The organism is Mucilaginibacter panaciglaebae, assembly GCF_039539265.1.
GTDB classification, from domain to species: Bacteria; Bacteroidota; Bacteroidia; order Sphingobacteriales; family Sphingobacteriaceae; genus Mucilaginibacter; species Mucilaginibacter panaciglaebae.
The window spans coordinates 402,308-424,638 of the sequence record NZ_BAABCV010000002.1 but is presented as its reverse complement, the minus strand read 5'-3'; the positions used below and the strand labels follow the sequence as shown (position 1 = coordinate 424,638).

The 22,331-nt window shown below is 43.5% G+C and carries 16 protein-coding genes; 8 read left to right on the top strand and 8 right to left on the bottom strand.

Annotated elements, in window-relative coordinates:
• The first annotated feature begins 129 nt into the window (after nucleotides 1-129).
• The 3 genes from ABD772_RS04220 (at nucleotide 130) to ABD772_RS04210 (ending at nucleotide 4,906) form a co-directional block, all read left to right on the top strand.
• Nucleotides 130-1,689, top strand: coding sequence for an amino acid permease (locus ABD772_RS04220; protein ID WP_345101191.1), 1,560 nt, complete (start codon nucleotides 130-132; stop codon nucleotides 1,687-1,689).
• A gap of 100 nt (nucleotides 1,690-1,789) precedes the next feature.
• A complete protein-coding gene (locus ABD772_RS04215; RefSeq protein WP_345101190.1) occupies nucleotides 1,790-2,365 on the top strand; it encodes a MarC family protein in 576 nt (191 codons plus the stop codon).
• A 675-nt stretch (nucleotides 2,366-3,040) separates the two neighbouring features.
• The gene (locus ABD772_RS04210; RefSeq protein WP_345101189.1) at nucleotides 3,041-4,906 is read left to right on the top strand and encodes a T9SS type B sorting domain-containing protein; all 1,866 of its coding nucleotides are present in this window, start codon (nucleotides 3,041-3,043) and stop codon (nucleotides 4,904-4,906) included.
• Between the two features lie 97 nt (nucleotides 4,907-5,003).
• On the opposite strand, the gene ABD772_RS04205 is transcribed toward ABD772_RS04210, so the two are convergent.
• The 4 genes from ABD772_RS04205 to ABD772_RS04190 all read right to left on the bottom strand — a co-directional run bounded on the left by ABD772_RS04205 (nucleotide 5,004) and on the right by ABD772_RS04190 (nucleotide 9,629).
• Entirely contained in the window at nucleotides 5,004-6,170 is a 1,167-nt protein-coding gene (locus ABD772_RS04205; RefSeq protein ID WP_345101188.1) for an RsmB/NOP family class I SAM-dependent RNA methyltransferase, read from the bottom strand.
• Nucleotides 6,167-7,417, bottom strand: coding sequence for an ABC transporter substrate-binding protein (locus ABD772_RS04200; protein ID WP_345101187.1), 1,251 nt, complete (start codon nucleotides 7,415-7,417; stop codon nucleotides 6,167-6,169). Before ABD772_RS04200 ends, ABD772_RS04205 begins: the two co-directional genes overlap by 4 nt.
• A complete protein-coding gene (gene guaA / locus ABD772_RS04195) occupies nucleotides 7,374-8,903 on the bottom strand; it encodes a glutamine-hydrolyzing GMP synthase (protein WP_345101186.1) in 1,530 nt (509 codons plus the stop codon). The genes ABD772_RS04200 and guaA overlap by 44 nt, the downstream gene beginning before the upstream one ends.
• 111 nt (nucleotides 8,904-9,014) lie before the next feature.
• Nucleotides 9,015-9,629 (bottom strand): porin family protein, encoded by a 615-nt coding sequence (locus ABD772_RS04190; RefSeq protein ID WP_345101185.1) that lies wholly within the window; start codon nucleotides 9,627-9,629, stop codon nucleotides 9,015-9,017.
• A gap of 96 nt (nucleotides 9,630-9,725) precedes the next feature.
• On the opposite strand from ABD772_RS04190, the gene ABD772_RS04185 reads away from it, so the two are divergent.
• Nucleotides 9,726-10,310 (top strand): hypothetical protein, encoded by a 585-nt coding sequence (locus tag ABD772_RS04185; protein ID WP_345101184.1) that lies wholly within the window; start codon nucleotides 9,726-9,728, stop codon nucleotides 10,308-10,310.
• A 56-nt stretch (nucleotides 10,311-10,366) separates the two neighbouring features.
• Here ABD772_RS04185 and ABD772_RS04180 read toward each other — a convergent pair whose 3' ends face one another.
• Nucleotides 10,367-10,993: a porin family protein gene (locus ABD772_RS04180; RefSeq protein WP_345101183.1), complete on the bottom strand. Its 627-nt coding sequence runs from the start codon at nucleotides 10,991-10,993 to the stop codon at nucleotides 10,367-10,369.
• A gap of 414 nt (nucleotides 10,994-11,407) precedes the next feature.
• Between ABD772_RS04180 and leuS the strand changes: the two genes are divergently transcribed.
• Nucleotides 11,408-14,206, top strand: coding sequence for a leucine--tRNA ligase (gene leuS, locus ABD772_RS04175; RefSeq protein WP_345101182.1), 2,799 nt, complete (start codon nucleotides 11,408-11,410; stop codon nucleotides 14,204-14,206).
• Nucleotides 14,207-14,823: 617 nt separating this feature from the next.
• Nucleotides 14,824-17,334, top strand: coding sequence for a TonB-dependent receptor (locus ABD772_RS04170; protein WP_345101181.1), 2,511 nt, complete (start codon nucleotides 14,824-14,826; stop codon nucleotides 17,332-17,334).
• Between the two features lie 55 nt (nucleotides 17,335-17,389).
• Here the strand turns inward: ABD772_RS04170 and ABD772_RS04165 are convergent, their stop codons facing one another.
• Nucleotides 17,390-19,198, bottom strand: coding sequence for a MutS-related protein (locus tag ABD772_RS04165; protein ID WP_345101180.1), 1,809 nt, complete (start codon nucleotides 19,196-19,198; stop codon nucleotides 17,390-17,392).
• 138 nt (nucleotides 19,199-19,336) lie between these two features.
• Here ABD772_RS04165 and rlmH point away from each other — a divergent pair, with 138 nt between their 5' ends.
• Together rlmH and ABD772_RS04155 are read left to right on the top strand one after the other, a co-directional pair.
• Nucleotides 19,337-19,810, top strand: a complete 474-nt coding sequence (rlmH, locus tag ABD772_RS04160) for a 23S rRNA (pseudouridine(1915)-N(3))-methyltransferase RlmH (protein ID WP_345101179.1) — start codon at nucleotides 19,337-19,339, stop codon at nucleotides 19,808-19,810.
• Nucleotides 19,811-19,936: 126 nt separating this feature from the next.
• Nucleotides 19,937-20,875 (top strand): cation diffusion facilitator family transporter, encoded by a 939-nt coding sequence (locus tag ABD772_RS04155; RefSeq protein WP_345101178.1) that lies wholly within the window; start codon nucleotides 19,937-19,939, stop codon nucleotides 20,873-20,875.
• Nucleotides 20,876-21,114: 239 nt separating this feature from the next.
• Here the strand turns inward: ABD772_RS04155 and ABD772_RS04150 are convergent, their stop codons facing one another.
• Nucleotides 21,115-21,657: a DUF5606 family protein gene (locus tag ABD772_RS04150; protein WP_345101177.1), complete on the bottom strand. Its 543-nt coding sequence runs from the start codon at nucleotides 21,655-21,657 to the stop codon at nucleotides 21,115-21,117.
• Nucleotides 21,658-21,754: 97 nt separating this feature from the next.
• The gene (locus tag ABD772_RS04145; protein WP_345101176.1) at nucleotides 21,755-22,216 is read right to left on the bottom strand and encodes a peptidylprolyl isomerase; all 462 of its coding nucleotides are present in this window, start codon (nucleotides 22,214-22,216) and stop codon (nucleotides 21,755-21,757) included.
• Nucleotides 22,217-22,331: the final 115 nt, after the last annotated feature.

The window sequence follows — 22,331 nt, the reverse complement described above, 5'->3', positions numbered from 1 at the left end:
AGAATACCGATCTTAATTCAATTAACCGATATAACAAATCCCGAACTTTTTTAGCTGTTTTCCGGCGACGTTTTTTCTCATAAAAATTAATTATGTTTGGGAATAACATTAACTGACTTTTAACTAAACATGAAGCTATTTATTAGAAAACCTTTGGCGCAGTTGTTAGCCGCCTCAAAAGAAGGTGAGGCGACATTAAAGCGTACGCTAGGCGTTGGCTCATTGATTGCCTTAGGTATCGGCGCTATTATTGGCGCGGGTATTTTTGTGCGTACAGCTGCTGCGGCAGGCGAGCATGCCGGTCCGGCCGTTACCATCTCATTTTTAATTGCAGCGGCAGGCTGTGCGCTTGCAGGCTTGTGCTATGCTGAGTTTGCCAGTATGATACCCATTGCCGGATCTGCTTATACTTACTCTTACGCCACCATGGGCGAGTTTATAGCTTGGATAATCGGTTGGGATTTGGTGCTTGAATATGCATTGGGTGCTGCAACTGTAGCTATAGGTTGGTCGCAATACTTCAATACCTTTTTAGACACGTTTTTCAACGTACACATTCCGTTTGCGCTATCACATTCGCCGTTTGAGGTATCAACTACCACCACCGGTATGTATGCGCCAGAGTTAGGCACTCATGGGCTAATTAACCTGCCTGCCATATTTATCCTGTTAATGCTTACCTTGCTGTTGATAAAGGGTACAGCCGAGTCGGCAGCGGTAAACAATGTCATCGTTATTATTAAAGTTGCTATTGTATTAATGATCATTGGTTGCGGTTGGGGGTTTATCAACCCTGCAAACCATACGCCATACCTGATCCCTGAAAACGCAGGTATTGTTAAAACCAATACAGGCTCGGTAAATTATGCTGATACCTTTAATCATGGGTGGCTGGGCGTGTTACGCGGGGCAAGCGTAGTGTTCTTTGCATTCATTGGTTTCGATGCTGTATCAACTGCAGCTCAGGAAGCTAAGAACCCGCAGAAAGACATGCCAAAAGGTATCCTGATCTCACTGGTGTTTTGTACTATTCTGTATGTCCTGTTCTCGCATGTGTTAACAGGCTTGGCGCCGTATAAAGAGTTCCTGGTACAGGGTAAAGAGTCGTCAGTAACTTATGCCATTCAAACCCACATGCCTGCGGCTTACGGCTGGTTGTCTAAATTTGTTACCGTAGCTATTCTGGCCGGCTTTTCGTCAGTTATCCTGGTGATGCTGTTGGGCCAAACCCGGGTGTTCTACACCATGAGTACTGACGGTTTGATATGGCCTATATTCTCAAAATTGCACGCCAAGTTCCGCACGCCTTATAAATCACAGTGGTTTTTCTTTGTGATGGTATCTTTATTTGCCGGCTTTATTCCCGACAGTATTGTGGGCGATATGGTGAGTATCGGTACACTGTTCGCCTTCGTGTTGGTATGTATCGGTATCTTCATTCTGCGGAGAACCGATCCGGGAATTACCCGTCCGTTTAAAACTCCGGCTTATTTGTTGGTTTGTCCTTTAGGTGCTGCGATCTGTCTGTGTATGATGGGGAGCGAGGGCCTGGAGAACTGGCTGCGTTTATTTATTTGGATGGCTATAGGTATCTGTATTTATTTCGGTTATAGTATCAAGCATTCACATGTGCGCCACGGTAAGCCCACTAAAGCCAACGACCCGCCGAACCCTAAATTTGTTGAGTAATTATCATCAATTTATAAAGTAAAGGGTTCCGGCAGTTGCGCCGGAACCTTTTTTGTTGATATTAGTTTTATAGCTTTGTATAACACCTAACTCATAAGCCATGCTTCCATTCAATTTAAGAGAGATCGTGTCGGTAACCATGATCCTATTTGCTATTATTGATATTTTGGGCGCTATACCGGTTATCATTCAGCTGCGCCAGCGCGCGGGGCATATCCAGTCGGAAAAGGCGAGTGTGGTGGTGCTGGTGCTGATGGTGGTGTTTTTGTTTGTGGGCGATAAGCTGCTCGAGCTCATCGGCCTGGATATAGCGTCATTTGCCATTGCCGGTTCGCTGGTCATCTTCTTTATCGCCATGGAAATGATACTGGGCATACACTTGTTTAAAAGCAGCGACGAGCTATCTAATACCGTATCCATTGTGCCGCTGGCTTTCCCGCTTATAGCCGGGGCGGGCACCATGACCACGCTGTTATCCCTCAAGTCGCAATACCAGACGCAGGATATCCTGGTGGGCATTGTCATTAACACGCTGTTTGTCTACCTGGTGCTAAAAAACGTGCAATGGTTAGAGAAGTTGTTTGGCAAAACGGGTATTGAAATATTACGTAAAGCGTTCGGGGTTATTTTATTAGCGATAGCGATTAAGCTGTTCAGAAGTAATACGCACTTGTAACCCCCCGGACCTCACAAGGGGAGGCATGACGAGTATTGTTTTGCGTGAATGTGAAACAGAATGAAACAAGGTTCTCATCTGAAAGGTACCAATGTGTTGAAAATAGTATGACCGTTGTTGAGTTTGTCGCCAGCAACGGCGAGTGATCCACGCGCGAATGTGTATCAATTTGGATCATTTGGATTAGTATGTAAAATTAACTTATTGATTATTAATATATTGTATTTTTTGTTTTCGAAAAGTGGATCACTTTGGATCACTTTTTATGACTTTTAAGTCATTTTTGGATCAGCTGATTTTTGCCCCGTCATTACAAGCGAAGCCTGGCAATCTCTGCTTGCCGGTTACAATTTGCTATTGATAACCTGTGTAGAGATTGCTTCGTTCCTCGCAATGACGCGCGAAATTAAATGTAAAAAAGGCCCCGATTGCTCAAGGCTTTTAGATATCACAAACTTGAGGGTTTACCTTTGTCCTTGTTGATGGGTTGGTTACACTGTTTGTCTGTGACTATATCTATATCGGTAAAATCGGCCAGCTAATTATAATACAGTATTAAATTTCATTAATTTTAATGCTGCATGCTTATTTAAACCTGCAACCTAAATGCCTCAACTTTGTAAGTTAGTATCATTACGGCGCTTATTACGACTGTTTAAATATACGGCCATAGTTATGGGTGTTTTTTTCAGTTCGCATCTTTTTGCACAGAGCTTTTACGTGGTTAATCCCGTCGGTGTAATAAGTAGACTTACGCTTAAAAACTCAACCTATACCCAACAGATCATCACAAATCCTTGCCTGAGTGAGTTCCGTACAGTCTACAGTATAGCCATTTACAAAAACTATTTTTATTATTTTGATTTCAACGGACTTATCAGGGCCACCATAGTTGGCAATGAGTTAACAAATTGTGAAAATTTGGGTAAAGGCTATGTCGGGGGAGAGGCGCTTACTGTTGATCAGAATGGTATACTATATGTTGCAAATGGCTACAACCTTTATAAAATAGATCTTGCGGCCAAAAGCCAGATCAAGATCGGTACGATGCCTTATAGTGGCGGAGATCTGCTGTTTTATAAAGATGAACTCTATATGGCTTCATATGGCGGCATTGTTAAGGTAAATTTAGCCGATCCTTCTCAAAGCCGTATAGTTATACCAGAGGCACGGAATGCATCTGGACTGGTATCGGCAGCATATAGTGGTTCAAAAAATAAAGTATATGCGCTTGTGGGCGTGACTGCTGTTGAAATTGACCTGGATAATTATAAAGTGGTGAGCCAACCAATTGAGATTGATGTAGATGTTGTTGACGGTGCCAGCGCTGTCGAGGATGGTGAGTTTCTTAAAATCCAGATCGATAGCATACGCCAATATCCCGATTGCCCGTATACTGGGAAAGGAACAATTGAAGTAATATGCGAAAATAAACTACCAGATTATACCTTCGAACTTAACGGTGTAACTAACAACACCGGCATATTTACGGGGCTAAGCCCCGGCACTTTCCAAATCAAAGTGAGGTCAAGTGCAGAAGAGAAGGATACGGTGATCACGGTGCCCAGATTTATGAGGTTAAAACCGCCGATAAATATTACAACCTCTGATGATTTGTGTGTGGCGCCGGGGCAAATTACATTAACCACTGATGCTGCTAATGATACATCGTATAGTATAAAATATAATAACGCAATTTACAGCGTAAACCACAGTTACACTAACCTTAAAGCCGGTAACCACCAGTTTATAGTTTTAAATAAAGCGGGATGCGAGATTGATACGATAAATGTGCTGTTACACAAATGTGCAATTCAACTTGATGGAGCCGACGTACAGCAGGAGTGCAATTTAATATTTAAGGGAAGCGTTCAAATAAAGACAAAGGCTACCGCAGTTTATACGTACAAACTGGGTGATACGACAAATCAAACCGGTATTTTTAATGGTTTAGATAAGGGGAACTATAAAGTTACGATAACCTCGGCCGATGATACAACGCAGATGGATGTTATTATACCCGATTATGCGGCATTATCGCCGGTTATCTCTTACAACGCCACTAAGGCTAATTGTGAAACAACCGGCAGTGTGAAATTTAACTTAACGGGCGACGCTACAGGATACACTATTAAGCTTGATGGACAGGTTTATCCTTTTTTGCATGAATTTAAATTATACGGAGGTACATATAGCTTTACTGTTATTAAACCCGATGGCTGCCTGCTAAATTTGTACACGGTAACGATAACTTCCGAAGCTTGCGATGACCTGTTTCTTCCAAACACTTTTACGCCCAATGGCGATGGCATTAATGACATATTCAAATTAGAAGCCGGCGACACGCCCGATAATTTTAAGTTCAGGATATACAATAGGTATGGCGTGTTGGTATTTAGTTCCGTCAATTCGCATGTAGGCTGGGATGGTAAATCCAAAGGTAAGCCTGTTCCGGTAGGAGTTTATTATTGGACAGCCACTTATGTCGATAATGGACGCCGGTCACTAGAGAAAAGTGGTTACGTGACATTGATAAGGTAGTGGGATTGTTTTTTTGCGCGATAATGCTAATAGGTCTATTCCAGGCAGCATGCTTCCCTTTTTTTTTGGGCCGAAGTTTGCCTTTTGATTCTTGAATCTAAGCAACCGGGCTCAACCTCGCTACAAACATACTATCCGCCTTATGCCCATAGCCTTTTAGCACCTTAACACTTTCAAGCTTCAAGTTGCACTCTTTGGTTAAATAATCAACCACTTCTTCATTCTCGGCTTTAAAAACAGAACAGGTAATATAAATAAGCGGCTTGCCGGGTTTCAGGAATTTGATAACGTTGCCAGCTATGGTTTTTTGCAGGCGCTGAAAGAAATCGATCTTTTGGGTTTCAAACTGCGAGATCATTTCGGGTGTACGGCCCCAGGTGCCTGAGCCGCTGCATGGGGCATCGAGGATAATACCATCGAAAGCATAATCGTGCAGTTCCTGATCTACGTTTTGGGTCAGATCCAGTTGCTTGCGCTGGTATTTCAATAATCCCGCGGAGCGGAAACGTTCATCCAGATTAGCCAGGATAGATTCGCGGATGTCGGATACTACCAGCTTTATGTCCGGCTCCTGCTCATGCAGTAATAATGATTTACCTCCACTGGCCGCGCAGGCATCCCACCAGGCATCCCACTTCTCAGGCTTAAAATATTTGGCTGTTTGCTGTGACGAATAGTCCTGCACCTCAAACCAGTGCTGGGTAGGAAAGATAGCCTCAAGCCGGGTGCCGTTAGGTAGCGAGAAGCAGCCATCACCCTCGTCTTTAAAAGCTATCTGCGCTTTGTTTAGCTCGGCTTTAACCAGGTGGTCATAACCATTGTGAACATGGATAAACAGATCAGGCTGTACAAAGAATGATTTCAGAAAAGCTTGCTTATCAATATCGCCCGAAATGCGGTCTGCCCAGGGGAAAACGTCGTCAAGCTTAAAATCAGCATAAGTTTTTTTTATCAGGTCGATCTTTTCTTCAATATCGAAGGCCACGCAGGCAGCCCAATCGGGTTTAAAGTGGTGCAGAAAGGAGTTGGTTTGCGTATTGCATAAAAACTCCGCAACCAGCAACCGTTCGTCGGCGGGCCGATTAGCCAGCGCTTTCCCCAGTCTGAAATAATTATATACCAAACGGTTGGCTACCTTGCGGTCGCTTGAGCCCATTTGTTTATTCTGGCGATAAAAGCCGGGCAAGAATTTGCTTAAAGGCGTCTCTGCCGGATACCCGGCTAAAATGCGCTGAAATGTTTTAAGCTGATTGATGGCTTTCATTCTACCTTCCTTAGTTCGTAATACCGATAGTCCATTACGTTAACATGCGTATTGACATACCCTACGCCCGGTTTCTTCACTAAATGAAAATCGTTGTGGATGCCTGAAAAATCAGCTTTGGTCATGTTTCTGACGTCGCCATTGTTTTCGCCTAATAACTTACCAAAATAAAGGCCCTGATCAAATCCTTTAATAGCATACCCGCTCGCTTCGGCATGAAAAGTTTTGCGGTATTGACTGATGAAATTAGCCGTCGCGCGTGCCTTGTAATCTACGCAGTCGGCAGAGGTAATATGCGTGCGTAACCGTTGCAAAATATCACTATGTAAAAAACTGTATTTCTGCCAGTTGGGGTGGCCAAACAGTACAACCGGGTAGCGACTGGCTAAAGTGTCCAGCGAGTGCATCGTAATGGTGATAAAAGACTGGTTAGTAGATGGAATAATAAAAATGTTTGGCGAGGTTGCTGAGAGCTGCGGTAAAAGAGCATCGAGACGCCCCCTTACAACAACGGTCTGAATAACCTTGATGCGGTGCCCGCTCACACTGTCAATAGTATTTTTAAACGGTATAATGTAATCATTCTCCTCAGAGTAGCCAGACTTTAACACAAATACTTTTTGCGGCTGTAGCCGGTTCTGAATGTATTTAGCAGCCGTGGCAGCATGTTGAGCCAGCGGAGGCATAATGGTAACCAGGTTTTGATTGCCAATGGTGGCCGGCGCAGCCGGCGATAATGGCGAAACTATGGGTTTGCGCGGGCCGCTTAATGCCTGCGCAAAAGCTTTCATATCATCCGGGAAAATAGGGCCTATAATCAGGTCGCTGCCCCAGATATTGGGGTTAAAAGCCAGCTTGCGAGACTCGTTACTGATGCCCTGGGTATCAAAAACCCTCAACTTATAGTTGTAACCCAATGAAGTGAGCGAGTCGAGTGCCAGTTTAAAACCCTGATAATAATCAAGCGCAATATTGGCCTGTTTTAAGGTTGTGTTAGTATAACTTGCCCCCGGGTTTAAATGATCCAGCCCAAACGGCAACAGCAGCGCAATGCTTGATTGCCTTGCTGCTACCGGTTTGGGTTTTGGCTGCTGGGGTTTATTTACAGGTTTCTCAGTTTCGGTTTTAGGGGGTGCCACTACCGGCCGCACCTTTGGTGAACAGGCGGCCGCTAACAAGGCTATCCCTAAAAATATTAACCACTTATTCCCACTCGATGGTGGCAGGTGGTTTCGAACTGATATCATATACTACCCGGTTTATTCCTTTTACATTATTAATAATCTCGTTCGAGATATTGGCCAGTAAGTCATAAGGTAAATGGCACCAATCTGCAGTCATACCGTCAACCGACTCGACCGCGCGCAGGCTCACTACGTGCTCGTAAGTACGTTCATCGCCCATAACACCTACCGACTGTACCGGTAAAAATATAGTACCGGCCTGCCATACTTTATCATAAACACCGGCGCTGCGCAAATTGTTGATAAAAATGGCGTCAGCCTCCTGTAAAATAGCGACTTTTTCAGGAGTAACTTCACCCAATATCCTGATAGCCAGACCGGGGCCGGGGAAGGGGTGGCGGCCCAAAATATTGTCAGAAATATGCAACGATTTACCTACACGGCGAACTTCGTCTTTAAACAGGGTATTTAACGGCTCAACAACTTTAAGCTTCATAAAGTCGGGCAGGCCGCCTACGTTATGGTGCGATTTAATGGTAGCCGATGGTCCTTTAACTGATAGCGACTCAATAACGTCAGGATAGATAGTGCCTTGTCCCAGCCATTTTACATCCTGTACCTCATGTGCAGCATCGTCAAATACCTCAATAAATACGCGGCCTATGGCCTTACGTTTTTGCTCAGGATCTGACAAGCCGGCCAAAGCATCATAAAAACGTTGTTTGGCGTCAATACCGCGAACGTTAAGGCCCATATGTTTATATGAGTCTAATACAGATTCGTATTCGCCTTTACGCAACAGGCCGTTATCAACAAAAATACAATACAGATTTTTGCCGATGGCATGGTGCAGCAATACAGCTGCAACCGATGAATCTACACCTCCCGAAAGACCTAACACTACTTTGTCGTCGCCCAGTTTTTCTTTTAATTCTGCAACGGTAGTTTCAACGAACGAGTCGGCGGTCCAGTTTTGTGAGCAGCCGCATATATCAACCAAAAAGTTTTCGAGCAATTGCTTGCCGTCTAAACTATGGGTAACTTCAGGATGAAATTGTATGCCATAAGTTTGAGTACCGGTAACCTGGTAAGCGGCAACACGCACGCTGTCGGTACTGGCGATGATCTCAAAGTTGCTGGCCAGGGTAGCAATAGTGTCCCCATGCGACATCCAGACCTGCGAACCTGAAGGCACGCCTCTGAACAGTGGATTCCCATCCTTGATATATTGCAGGTTAGCACGGCCATACTCGCGGGTGCTTGACGGCAGTACCTCGCCGCCATTAAAATGTGCCAGGTATTGTGCGCCATAGCATACGCCCAATAAAGGCAGCTTGCCGTGAAATTGCATAAAATCGACATGCAGCGCATCTTCCTGGCGTACTGAATACGGGCTGCCAGACAGGATCACGCCTTTAACGGAGCCGTCGATTTCAGGAATTTTATTAAACGGATGGATTTCGCAGTAAATGTTGAGTTCTCTTACCCGGCGTGCTATCAATTGGGTAAACTGTGAGCCGAAGTCAAGAATGAGGATTTTTTCTTGCATGGGCAAAGATAGGATTTTGAATTGAGATGTGAGGAAGAGAATTGAGAAAACGCCTTCAATAAAAAAGCCTCACCGTTTTCACAGCGAGGCTTATCATATTAAACGATATTACTAAAAACAGATACCGATATTAAAGCTGCTGGTATTGTTATGAAGTGATTCGGTTGAGTTTTTGGAAACGTTAGAAATGCCGCCTTGTTCGCCATATTCAATAAACAGTTGGGTTTGTTGAGACAAAGGTAACTTAACACCTATGCCTATAGCCAGGCCGGCGTCTGAATTGTTAAAATAGCTTTTGGTGTTAATAAGCGTGTTTGAACTTTCAGAAGCACCAAGCAGGAAACCTACGTACGGACCAAAGTTTAGATACCAATTTTTGGTACGGCCAAAATGCCAATTGGCTAAAACCGGTACAGTTAAATAGCTCAGTTTGTAATCAACATTATCAATTTCGCTTCCGTCGTCAAAAGTAATAAAACCGTTGGCCCAGCCTTTTTGCTGATAGTTTGCACCTACATGCAGGCTCCAGCTTCTTGAAAAATATTGATCAATTGCTATGCCGGCATTGAAGCCAAGTTTGGCATCGGTATGATCGTTGTTTGTATTAGAGACGGATGAGCCATTGAAGCCTACACCTGCTGAGAATTCAGTAGCAGAATAATTTTGTGCTTTTGCAAATTGTAAACACGCGACAACAGCGATAAATGTGATTAAGATTTTTTTCATAATTGTGACAAATAAGTTTAAACAAAGTTAACATTTTTCTAAATACAGATTGTTATTAATAAAGATACCGTAGGGTTGTTTGCCTATATTTGACTTATGCTAAGGAGATTTTTTTTATTATTTATAATTGTTGTTATTACTGGTTTTGCGCGGGCCCAGACCAGGGCGGATGCCGTTTACAATAAATACCTTGATTTTAATTTAAAACGATTTGAAGGCAAAGCTGCTGACGCACTTAAAATAGGAGAGGACATACTATCCGATGCCGGCCAACTGCCTGCTAAAAGTCAGATAAGTTTTTTTAATGGTTTGGCTAAGTTGTATGAGGATGACAGCCAATCGGCAGAGGCTATACCGCTTTATGAAAAAGTAGTTGCTGCCCAGCCCAACTACTATGTTGCACACCGCGCCCTGGGCTATTTGTATTTAAGGCCCGCCGATGAGTTGTATGCCAGATTGGAGTCGGGCACCGGCGATACCGAAACTGCCTCGCTTTATAAGGCGGCTGTATTAAAAGCCATGCCACACCTGGAAAAAGCCGAAGCTTGCGACCCAAGCGACGAAACCTTAGCGCTTATTAAAAAGCTTTATACTAATATTCATGACGAGGCCGGTTTGCAATCGCTTGGTAAGCGGTTGACCGTACTGGCCAAAAACTGTCTGGATATTTTAAGTGATTAAAACAAAAAGAGCCACAGAATTATCCGTGGCTCTTTTGTTTACATTTATGTTAAGGTTTAGAATCTTATACCTGCACCCACTGCTTGTCTCATCAAAGTGGCCGAACCATTTGATTGATCTGCTAATACGTTTGCAGTACCGAATTGCCAGTTATATTCAACAAAGAATTTCAGCCTGTCGTGTTTGTATGAAAGCGGAAATTGTATACCCAGGCCTGCATTGACGCCGGCATCTGTGCTGGTAAAACGGCTTTTCTCATCGTTATTATTGTAGTCATTACTCGCGTTCATTAAAATACCGATGTATGGGCCTACGTTTACATACCAAAGTTTTTCAACGCCGATATGCCAGGTAGCTAAAACAGGTATGGTTAAATAGTTCATGTTGAAGTTAACGTTGATTACCTGCTTGGTGCCGTCTGAATAAATACCGTTGCCCCAGCCCTTTTTATCATATATAGCCTCGGCTTTGATGCTCCAATGGTCGGCAACATAATATTCGGCATGAAAAGCAAAATTGGGTTCAACAAGAGCCCCGGTACCGCTTGAGTAGTCGGCATTCGACACGATGTAGGAACTGTTTAAGCCTATACTTGCACCAAAGGCCGTTTGCCCTTTCTTTTGTGCGTGCGATGCTGAATAAATTCCGGTCAAGATTAAAAGTGTGGTAAAAATTTTTTTCATTTTGTTATTGTTTGGTTTGTATAATGTGATGGTTGTTAACTGTATGATATAGCTTTTGCAAAATGTATTTGATAAAACATCAAGGATATGTAAGCAACTGCCTGGCTGCCATTGGCCTTCGATGTTAAATTAACATAGTGTTTTAAGGTATGGAAAGGCGTATTATAATTGTGACAAATTTTTCATAGTTGCTGACTTATAAGGTTGAACGAATATACTTTAACTTTTTTATCAACTCAAAAAAATATTATAATACTGACTTATAAGTTAGTGCTTTGAATTCAAAACACTGGTAGTACGTATGTATTATAAGTTGGCTCATAAACATTGATGTTTAAGGAAGAGACTTATAATTACCTGCTCAAATCATAGGGATTTTTTTAATTTCGCGTTTCATTACGAATAATTCAGGAAATGGACTATCAATTTAAGGATATAGAGCAGAAGTGGCAGCAGTTTTGGGCCGACAACCAAACTTTTAAAGCCCAGGACAAAAGCAGCAAACCCAAGTACTATGTACTTGATATGTTTCCGTACCCATCAGGCGCGGGCTTGCATGTTGGCCATCCGCTGGGCTATATTGCCTCAGATATCTTTGCGCGCTATAAACGCCTTAAAGGTTTTAATGTATTGCACCCTATGGGTTATGACTCGTTTGGTTTACCGGCCGAGCAGTATGCTATACAAACCGGACAGCACCCTGCGGTAACAACCGAGGCTAACATTGCTACTTACCGCCGGCAACTGGATCAGATAGGCTTTTCTTTCGACTGGAGCCGCGAAGTGCGCACCAGTTCGCCCGATTATTACAAATGGACACAGTGGATTTTTATGCAGCTGTTCAACAGCTGGTATAATAAAGACGCAGATAAAGCAGAATCAATTGATAAACTGGTCAAACGCTTTGAGCAAAATGGATCGGCTGGTATAAATGCGGTTTGCGATGAGGATATTCTGGTTTTTTCGGCTGAAGAATGGAAATCCAAAACTAATAACGAACAACAAGACGAATTATTAAAATACCGATTAACCTACCTGCGCGAAAGCACGGTAAACTGGTGCCCGGCGTTGGGGACCGTATTAGCCAACGACGAGGTAAAAGACGGTTTCAGCGAGCGCGGCGGTTACCCTGTCGAGCAAAAGAAAATGATGCAGTGGAGCATGCGCATTACGGCTTATGCGGAGCGCCTGTTACAGGGCCTGGACACCATTGACTGGCCCGAGCCACTAAAAGAAATGCAACGCAACTGGATTGGTAAAAGCACGGGTGCAAGTGTGAAGTTTCCTTTAGAGGTTCAAGAGTCAAGAATCAACAGTCAAGATTTTATTGAAGTGTTTACAACACGCGTTGATACTATTTTTGGTGTGACTTTCTTAGTAATAGCACCCGAGCACGAGTTAGTTGTGCAATTAACCGCTCCCGGGCAAAAAGCGGAGATCGACGCTTACATTGCTCAAACCAAAAAGAAATCTGAGCTTGACCGTATGGCCGATGCCAAGACCGTCTCAGGGGCGTTTACCGGCAGCTATGTGATAAACCCGCTGAATAATGAGCGTGTGCCTATTTATATCGCAGATTATGTTTTGGCCGGATATGGTACCGGTGCAGTAATGGCCGTACCGAGCGGCGATCAGCGTGACTTTTTGTTTGCCAAACATTTTAATTTGCCGATTACCCCCATACTGGATACCCAAAACATTGTTGATGAAGCCGACCCCACTAAGGAAGGTAAATATATTAACTCGCACTTTATAAACGGACTGGGCTACCAAGAAGCCACTGCGGCAATTGTTGCTAAATTAGAAGAGCTTGGCCTGGGTAAAGCCAAAGTGAACTTCAGGATGCGCGATGCTATTTTTGGACGCCAGCGCTATTGGGGCGAGCCGGTTCCGGTTTATTTCAAAGAAGGTTTGCCGCATCTTATCAGCGAAAGTGATTTGCCTTTGCTGTTACCCGAAATTGATAAATACTTACCAACCGAAACCGGGGAGCCACCGTTGGGCCGCGCCGAAGGCTGGAAGCATCCCGAAGGAGAATACGAATTAAGCACCATGCCCGGCTGGGCCGGCTCAAGCTGGTACTGGTACCGCTATATGGACGCGCAAAACCAAAACGCCTTTGCATCAAAAGAAGCCATTGATTATTGGAAAGACGTCGATCTGTATATCGGTGGTAGCGAACATGCCACCGGCCACTTGCTGTACAGCCGTTTCTGGAACAAGTTTATGAAAGATCTGAGTTTGGTGGTTGAAGAAGAGCCGTTTAAAAAGCTGATCAACCAGGGGATGATCCAGGGGCGTTCGAACTTTGTGTATAGATTGGTGGACGAAGAAGGGCGGGGTACTAATACTTTTGTATCACATGGCCTGATTAATCAATATAAAACATCACCATTGCACGTAGACGTAAATATTGTGGAGAATGATGTATTGAATATCAGCAGGTTTAAACAATGGCGTGATGAATATAAAGACGCTGAATTTATCCTGGAAAATGGCAAATACATCTGTGGTGTTGAGATTGAGAAGATGTCGAAATCTAAATACAACGTGGTAAATCCGGACGATTTGATTGCCCGTTACGGTGCGGATACTTTACGTATGTATGAGATGTTCCTTGGTCCGCTGGAGCAGAGCAAGCCATGGAATACCAATGGAATCGAAGGCGTATTTAAGTTCCTGCGTAAGTTCTGGCGCTTGTTCCATAACGATGCGTGGGAGTTTAAGGTGTCCGATGCTGAACCGGGCAAAGCCGAATTGAAATCGCTGCATAAGATCATTCGCAAGGTTGAGGAAGATATTGAGCGTTTCTCGTTCAACACTTCGGTTTCAAGCTTCATGATAGCTATTAATGAGTTAACCGATCTGAAATGCAACAGCCGTAAGGTATTGCAGGACCTGGTGATCGTATTATCATCATACGCACCGCATATTTGCGAAGAGCTATGGGTTTTATTGGGTAATGAGGCAGGCACCTTGTCCTATGCCCCCTATCCAAAGTTCAATCCCGCTTTTTTGGTTGAGGACGAGTTTGCTTACCCGATATCCATCAACGGTAAAACAAAAATGAACCTGAACATATCGCTAAGCCTTGAACCCAAGGATATCGAGGCTTTTGTTTTGGCTAACGCCGACGTGCAGCGCTACCTTGATGGCAAGCAGCCTAAAAAGGTTATTGTGGTTAAGGGCCGTATAGTTAATATGGTGGTGTAGCAAAATATCATTTATTAATCTCGAATACCGAAATGTCCAATATCAAATAATGAAGGGTGATTCGGTGTTCGATATTGCCAAAAAATAGTATAAACTTTTAGGACCGGTCACCTATTTCAGTACTAAATTTTAAAGTGTAAATTCAATCCAGTATTAACAAAAAATAGTGTAAACTTTTTTTAGGACGGGTCAGCGAAATCAGTGATCCAAAAATGACTTAAAAGTCATAAAAATTGATCCAAACTGATCCAAATTTCATAATCCTAATTGATAATATGCTCATTTTAAGTTAGTGTGATTTTGTGGTGATCCAAGTGATACACATTCGCGCGTGGATCACTATCACTTGATTTAAGCAACGATTAACAGATTAACCTAAGGTTGGTGGGGATTGATAATTCTTTTTCTTTTGGTCCGGCTTCGTACTTGCGACCTCCGATATATAGGGGATTTGTATTTCCCTTCGCATTGGCGAAAATGTTTAAAGCTGAACATGTTTTCTGCAAACATCATCTCATTTTGTAACATCTCCAACATAATTATTTAAAATAGTAATAAATTGCTGTTGCGTTGTAACATTTGCAGTAGTTTTGCGCCTAATTTCAAAAAATCTACAAATGAAACGCATTATTCTACTTATTTCAATAATTTGCTCGGTTGTCACCGCAAAGGCACAGTTTGGTGTTGGCGGAGGCGGCTCGTCTATTGTGGGCAAAATATCCGGAACAGTTGTCGACTCAGTTACAAAAAAAACGCTTGAGTACGGTACTATAACTTTATTCCGGACTACCGGTAAATCTCCCGTAACCGGTATATTGAGCGACGATAAAGGAAACTTTCACTTAGACAACGTTCATCCGGGCAAATATCGCCTGGAAATTAGCTTTGTGGGTTATCCAACCAAAGTGATTAAAGATGTTGAAACCACGCCGTCAAAACCTGATAATAATATAGGTACTATTGCTATAGCACAAAGTACCAAAGCTTTAAATGAGGTAACGGTTACAGGTACCGCCGCCCTGGTTGAAAACCGTATTGACAAGCTTGTTTATAACGCCGAGAAAGATGTTACTGCGGCAGGTGGCAGCGCTACAGATATTCTGCAAAAAGTACCATTGGTAAATGTCGATATTAACGGTAACGTGTCCTTACGCGGCGATGCCAATGTACGTGTATTGATCAATGGCCGTCCGTCGGGCGCTACCTCGGCAAGTTTGGCGGATGTTTTAAAAGGCATTCCGGCCGATCAGATCAAAAGTGTTGAGGTGATCACCTCGCCATCGGCCAAATATGATGCAGAAGGATCTGCCGGTATCATTAATATCATCACCAAACAAAAAAATATATCGGGCATAAGCGGCGGCATAAGCGGTGGTATGGGTACCCGCCAAAATAATGGAAACTTTAACCTCAATTACAACAAAAACAGGTTTAACCTAACCATGAATATAGGCGGCAATGCTTCATGGCCGCAAACGTCAAACACTTACCAGTTAACTCAAATTGATACCGGCTCCTTTCACTCCATCGAAGAAAGGAGAGGTACCAGTCGCCTTTCACGTCATGCTATTATGGGTTCGGTATCCGCCGGCTATGAGTTTAACGCTTATAATAGCTTAAATTCGAGCGTGCGCCTTACTCAGGTTGGGTTTAACACGAATACGAATACCGTTACTACCGGTACCAATTCGTTTAACACAAACCAGGTGTCACATGCTATACCGGCCAGCGGCTTTGACTGGAACGTAGATTATGTGCATAAATTTAAGAAAGAAGGCGAGGAGCTTGATTTTTCGACACAGTGGAGCCATAGTATTGGTAATACCGAATATACGAACATTTACTCGGCTGTAAATACCAATCAGAAAAACAAGATCGATGGTACCAATAACGAGTATACGCTGCAGGCCGACTATATAATGCCGTTTAATACCACCTATAAATTAGAGTCGGGTGCTAAATATATCGTCAGAAGAATCAGTACTAGTAATGATGTTTATTCGCCGTTGGGCAATGATTTTGTTTTCAATGACCTGGCATCAAGTACTTACGGTTACAACCAAAATGTAGGCGCGGCTTATTCGGTACTTACTATCAATCTGCCAAAAAACTACAGTATTTTAGCTGGCATAAGAGACGAGTATACTACCATCGACGGTAACCCTAACAGCGTGTCGCCAAAAAATGTGCCTTTTACGCAGGATTACAATACCCTGGTGCCAAGCTTAACTTTCCAGAAAAAGCTTACGGCCACACAGACATTGAAATTGGGTTACAGCAAACGTATCACCCGCCCAAGCTTGCAATACCTGAATCCATATGTTGACAGCACCAATATATCTGCCCAAAGGGTAGGTAACCCCAAACTGAGCCCGGAGGTATCGCAAACCATTGAGCTGGGATATAACACCTTTATTGGCGCGTCTGTGATCAACCTGTCTGCTTATTATAAACATACCAGCGGCTTAATTGAGGGTATTGCTACACCGATCGCAATTACAGTGAACGGCGTGCCACAAGGCGGTACGCTAACAACCTTCCAGAACATTGGTAACAATAACTCATTTGGCGGTAGTTTCTTCGGATCTATCACACCATTTAAAATATTGACCCTTCAAGGTAGTATTAACGCTTATACTTATAAGCCTGATCCATCAGGTGCATTTAACCTGCAGCGATCGCAAAACGGCACTTATGTGCAATATGGTGGTTTTATGCGCGGTACATTAACCTTGCCGAAAGACTTTATTGTTGAGTCGTTTGCGTTTGGTAGTTCTTCGCGACGTACTATACAGGGTACTAACCCGGCATTCAGTATTTTCGGCATGGGTTTTAAAAAGCAGTTTGACAAGAAAAAATACTCTTTAGGTGTTAACGTTATTCAGCCATTCAGTACTTATAAAGATTTCAATTCAAACATTAGCAGCAAAGGCTTTACTCAGGTTAGTAAGTTTCAATATCCCTTCCGCTCATTTGGCTTAACGTTTAGCTACAACTTTGGTAAGATGAACTTTAAAGCACCTAACCCGATGGAGAAAAAGAAAGGCATTAACAACGACGACCTTAAACAAGATGATAGCGGCGGCATGGGCGGCGGCGCTGCAGGTGCAGGCGGCGGTGGCCGATAAGATTTAACAATTATCAATATAAAAGCGCGGGGGTTTAAACCCCCGCGCTTTTTGTTTACTCTGTTTGGATATTAATACCTATCCGCTTCAGTAACAACGAAGCATTGAAGGTTTTGCACTCGCCATGCTTTATCTTGTAGTCGAATAACATTTCGCCGTCGATAACCTGTATATCGAAGTAAAAATTGCGCACGTAATCTGGGTATTTATCTTCCAGTTGAGCAATTTGCAAGTCATGCGTAGCTACCATACCTACTGCTTTTTTACTGATAAGCTGCTCAATCACTGCTTTTGATCCCAGGTATTTGTCTACCGAGTTGGTGCCGCGCAGCATTTCATCAATCAAAAAGAAAACCTTGTATTCAGTTTCTACCGCGGCCAGCAGCATTTGCAGTCTGTCAAGCTCGGCTTTAAAGGTGGAGGTGCTTTCGTTCAGCGAGTCCTTAATACGCATATAACTTACCATGGTCATGATAGACAAACGCATACGCTCCGCACAAACGGGTGCGCCGCATAGCGCCAATACGGTATTAATGCCAATAGTGCGTAAAAAGGTACTCTTGCCCGCCATATTTGAGCCCGTGATGATATCGATCTTAAAGGTGTCCGACAGCTCATAATCATTGGTAATCCGGTTAGTACTGTTGATAAGGGGGTGAGCGATGTTTTGAGCTACAAGCGTGTAAGCCCCACTATCTTCGATCTGCGGGATGCTCCAATCCGGGTAATTAAAACGCAGGCCACCAATACTGGCGATAGCTTCAAACTCGGCGATGACTTCAAACGCGTCTTCCAGACTTTCATGATTGTTGCGTTTCCATTGCTCAATAGCTATGCTTTGTTTAAGTGCCCACAGAAAGAACAGGTTTAGTACAATGCTTACCACTATGTTGAGGTTATAACTCATTTTCTCAATGAGTCTGGCCAACCCCGCAATGTTTTTTGAAGTTTGGTTTTGTTTGATCCTTTGCGCGAGATTGCTGTTATAGGCCGATCTCCAGTCTTCTTTTTCAATCTTGTCAAAAACCGAGGCGTAGCCACTTAATATTTTGCTGATCTTATCGGCAATGGCAGACGATTTGGCGATATAACCTCCTTTTAAGCTCACTATAGACATGTTTGTTACAGCCAGTAATATGGCAATAACCGTTGCTATCGGCCAAAAAAATGAGCCAATTACCGCAATCAACAACAGATATGGCGCTACCTTAATATATTTACTCAAGGCGGCCTCGCCCGGCATATTTAAGGGCGCGTGCAGGAAGGCAAATAAGCCTGTTAGCGAGTTTGCATCTGTTTTAACGGCAAATAACAACAGGGTTTGAAATTCCAGCTTCCATTGGTTTTTGTCAGCTATTTCCTGCGCGGCGGCCTGGCGGTCCAGTATGACCGGCTTTTTGGCCGGTGCACTTAACCATTGCGCCAGTTTAACCAAGCCAGATGCGGTGGCCGACCGGTTCATCAATTGGAATAGGGACATATTGCCAAAAATGTCCAGGTCAGATGTATAAAAATGTTTTTCATTGCTGAAACCCGCGCCATTGCTGTAAAGATTGCCGCGGGTTTGTAAGCTGGTTATTTCGTTATCGTTGATCTGTTTTAAGTGGCTGTAGTACTTGTGCTGTTTATCATAACCGCTTTGTTTCTGCACCAGCCTTGCAAATATCAGCAGTAACAAGGGTACAGTAATGCCTATAATAAGCGGGTTATTATATACGGCCCCCAGTAAAATAAAAAAGCCCAGTGCAACAAAGACGGCCAGACGCGTCATAGCATATGTGTTTGACAGTCCTTTAAATTTATCCGCTTCTTGTTGTGCCGCTTGCGCGTTTTGCTGGTAATAGCCTATAATATCACGTTGCATGTTTCTCAAAAAAATGTTGGGTCAAAATAACGACTTATATTTAAATAACCATAGTTTTACACCTCGCCCAGCTCTCTCTAATGAAGCGGGGCAATAGCATTAAAGGCCCCCTCCTTCGGAGAGGATTTAGGATAGGCGATGAAGATAACTTTCTTAACCGTAGGCAAAACAGAGGACGCTTATCTGAAAGATGGCATAGAAAAATATGTAAAGCGCCTCAAGCACTATACCAGGCTTGAGCTGATTGACCTGCCAGAGCTAAAAAATACCAAAGCACTTACAGAGCAGCAGCAAAAAACAAGAGAAGCCGAGTTGATTCTCAAAAAAATCATGCCGCTTGATCATGTTATCCTGCTGGATGAAAAGGGGATGGAGCTAACCTCCAAACAATTTGCCGCTTATATTGATAAAAAAGCGGTCGGCTCGACATCCACCCTGGTGTTTGTGGTTGGTGGTCCTTACGGTTTTGACCAGTCGGTTTATGAGCGTGCCAATGATAAGCTTTCGCTATCGCGGATGACTTTCTCGCACCAGATGATCCGCCTGTTTTTTGTAGAGCAGTTGTACAGGGCATTCACTATTTTGAAAGGCGAGCCTTATCATCACGAATAAGAAATCTTATTGTAGTGAAGAATATGTAAGCTATTCATTAGCCCGGCGGGCAGATTTTTCACTTCGTTCAAGAGAGCAGTTCTTCGCTATGCTCAGATGACAAGGTTTTTTAGCTAACTTTGTATCATGTCAGGTCACGACCATTCACACACCCACGATCACGACCATGGTTTTGGTCATCACCACGAACCACCCAAACTTGATCATTTAAATGCTGCCTTTATCTGGGGCATTATATTGAATTCTGTATTTGTAGTTATTGAGGTTGTCGCAGGGTTGATCACCGGCTCGTTGTCGTTGCTTACAGACGCCGGTCATAACCTGAGTGATGTAGTTAGCCTTGCATTGGCTTTACTGGCCTTCAAGCTTAGCAAAGTAGGCTCCAATGCCAATTATACTTATGGCTATAAACGGTCGACTATCCTTGTCTCTTTTTTCAACGCGGTAATATTGGTAGCGTCTATCGGTATTATTGTTTATGAAGCAATTATACGATTTATGCACCCGCAGGTTATTGAAGGCGACACTGTCGCCTGGGTATCATTGGTGGGTATCATTATCAATGCTTTTACTGCCTGGCTTTTTGTGCAGCATAAAGACAAGGACCTGAATGTCAAAGGTGCTTATCTGCACATGGCAATGGATGCTGTGGTTTCTTTAGGTGTTGTAATAGCCGGCGTGATTATTTACTTTACCAAACTATATTGGATAGACAGTGTGGTAAGTATGATCATCGGTATCGTCATTCTGCGCGGCACCTGGAGCTTGCTGAAAGACAGCCTTCGTCTTGAAATGGATGGTGTCCCAAAAGAAATGAACCTGAAAAAGATCAAGGGCGAACTGCTAAAAACCCCTGGAGTTGTCGACATTCATCACATGCATGTCTGGGCGCTCAGCACTACTGAAAATGCGCTTACAGCCCATTTAGTCATCGCACCGGCAGATCTTCATTTGTTTGACGGGATTAAGGCTGATCTGCGTCATCGCCTGCAGCACCTGGACATAAATCACAGCACTTTTGAGCCGGAGTTTGCCAATGAAAAATGCGATGAACAGGATTGTTAGGGCAGATGGATCTGATGTGCAAATGTGCAGATGATGTTTCGATGTACAAAGGGGGGCATGCTGAGGCTCTGGAAGCATAAGGGCAAAGGCCGATAAAGCCTTGCATCCATACGCGCACCCGTCGTAGTGCCTTAGCGTGACACCTCATATGAAAATAATATAAAACAAAAGGCTCGCGTCGCGAGCCTTTTGTTTTCATTCAATGCATTTGTACATCCGCACACTTGCATATCAAATCATTATCCTTTCTTAGACGGATTTTTCGGAGCGCTGACTTTTGGTGCCTGTGCTTTTGGTGCAGCAGCTTTTTTAGGAGCCGGTTTTGGTTTTTCGGTAACAGCAACTTTTGCAGGGCTTGCAGCCGGTTTTTCGCCTTCTGCAGCTTCGGGGGCTGCTGTCGGTTCTTCGTTAAACAGCGGCAGTTCTTTCAAAATGTTAAACCAGTTGACGATCTTCTTCATATCCGAAGCATAAACCTTTTCCTCATCGTGGCCGGGCGCTACTTCTCTGAAAAACTTGCGCAGTGCAGTGCCATCCGCTTTAGCATCAGGTACGTTGCCAGCGGTTTTCATACGCTCTAATACCTCGGTTAATTTAATATCGTCGTCATCGCCAAAAATGGTGATCTCTTCTAAGGCGGCTAATTTCGCAGTCGACAGATTAACAACCAGTTTGGTTTTTTGCGCGTCAAGGCTCTCTAATACAAAACCTGTTTTGTTTTGCACCAACGCTTTCCATAATCCAGGTTTACCTGATACTGATACAATTGCGCTTAAGTTCATAGTGTAAATAGTGATTAGTGATCAGAGATTGGTGATTAGTTACAGTCTGATTAGCAATTACTAATTGCTCTGACCTCTAACCACTAATCTCTAAATATTATTCTTCGGTTACTTCAATTGATAAAATTTTATCGCCCTGGCGAATGTCGTCAACCACGTCAACATTTTCAACAACCTTACCAAAGCAGGTGTGATTGCGGTCAAGGTGAGCAGTGTTGGTACGGCTGTGGCATATAAAAAACTGCGAACCACCGGTGTTACGGCCGGCATGAGCCATTGATAACACACCGCGATCATGATATTGCAATTCGCCGGTTAACTCGCAATCAATGTTGTAGCCCGGGCCACCGCTGCCGGCTTTATAAGCAGTAGACGGATCTTTAGAAAACGGGCAGCCACCCTGTACCACAAAGTTCGGGATAACACGATGGAAAGTAAGCCCGTTGTAAAATCCTTCCTTTGCCAATTTTTTAAAATTGGCTACCGTATTAGGGGCATCCTGATCGTAAAATTCAACGGTCATGTCGCCTTTTTCTGTTTTTATAATCGCTTTACTCATTTCTCTGTTTTTAATGGTTGGCAAAGGTAATGTTTTTAAGGCGAAAGCTGAAAGCTAAAAGGTTAAAGGTTGGTGTGAGTGATTAGAGGTTAGTGATAGGTGGCTGGTTTTGCAG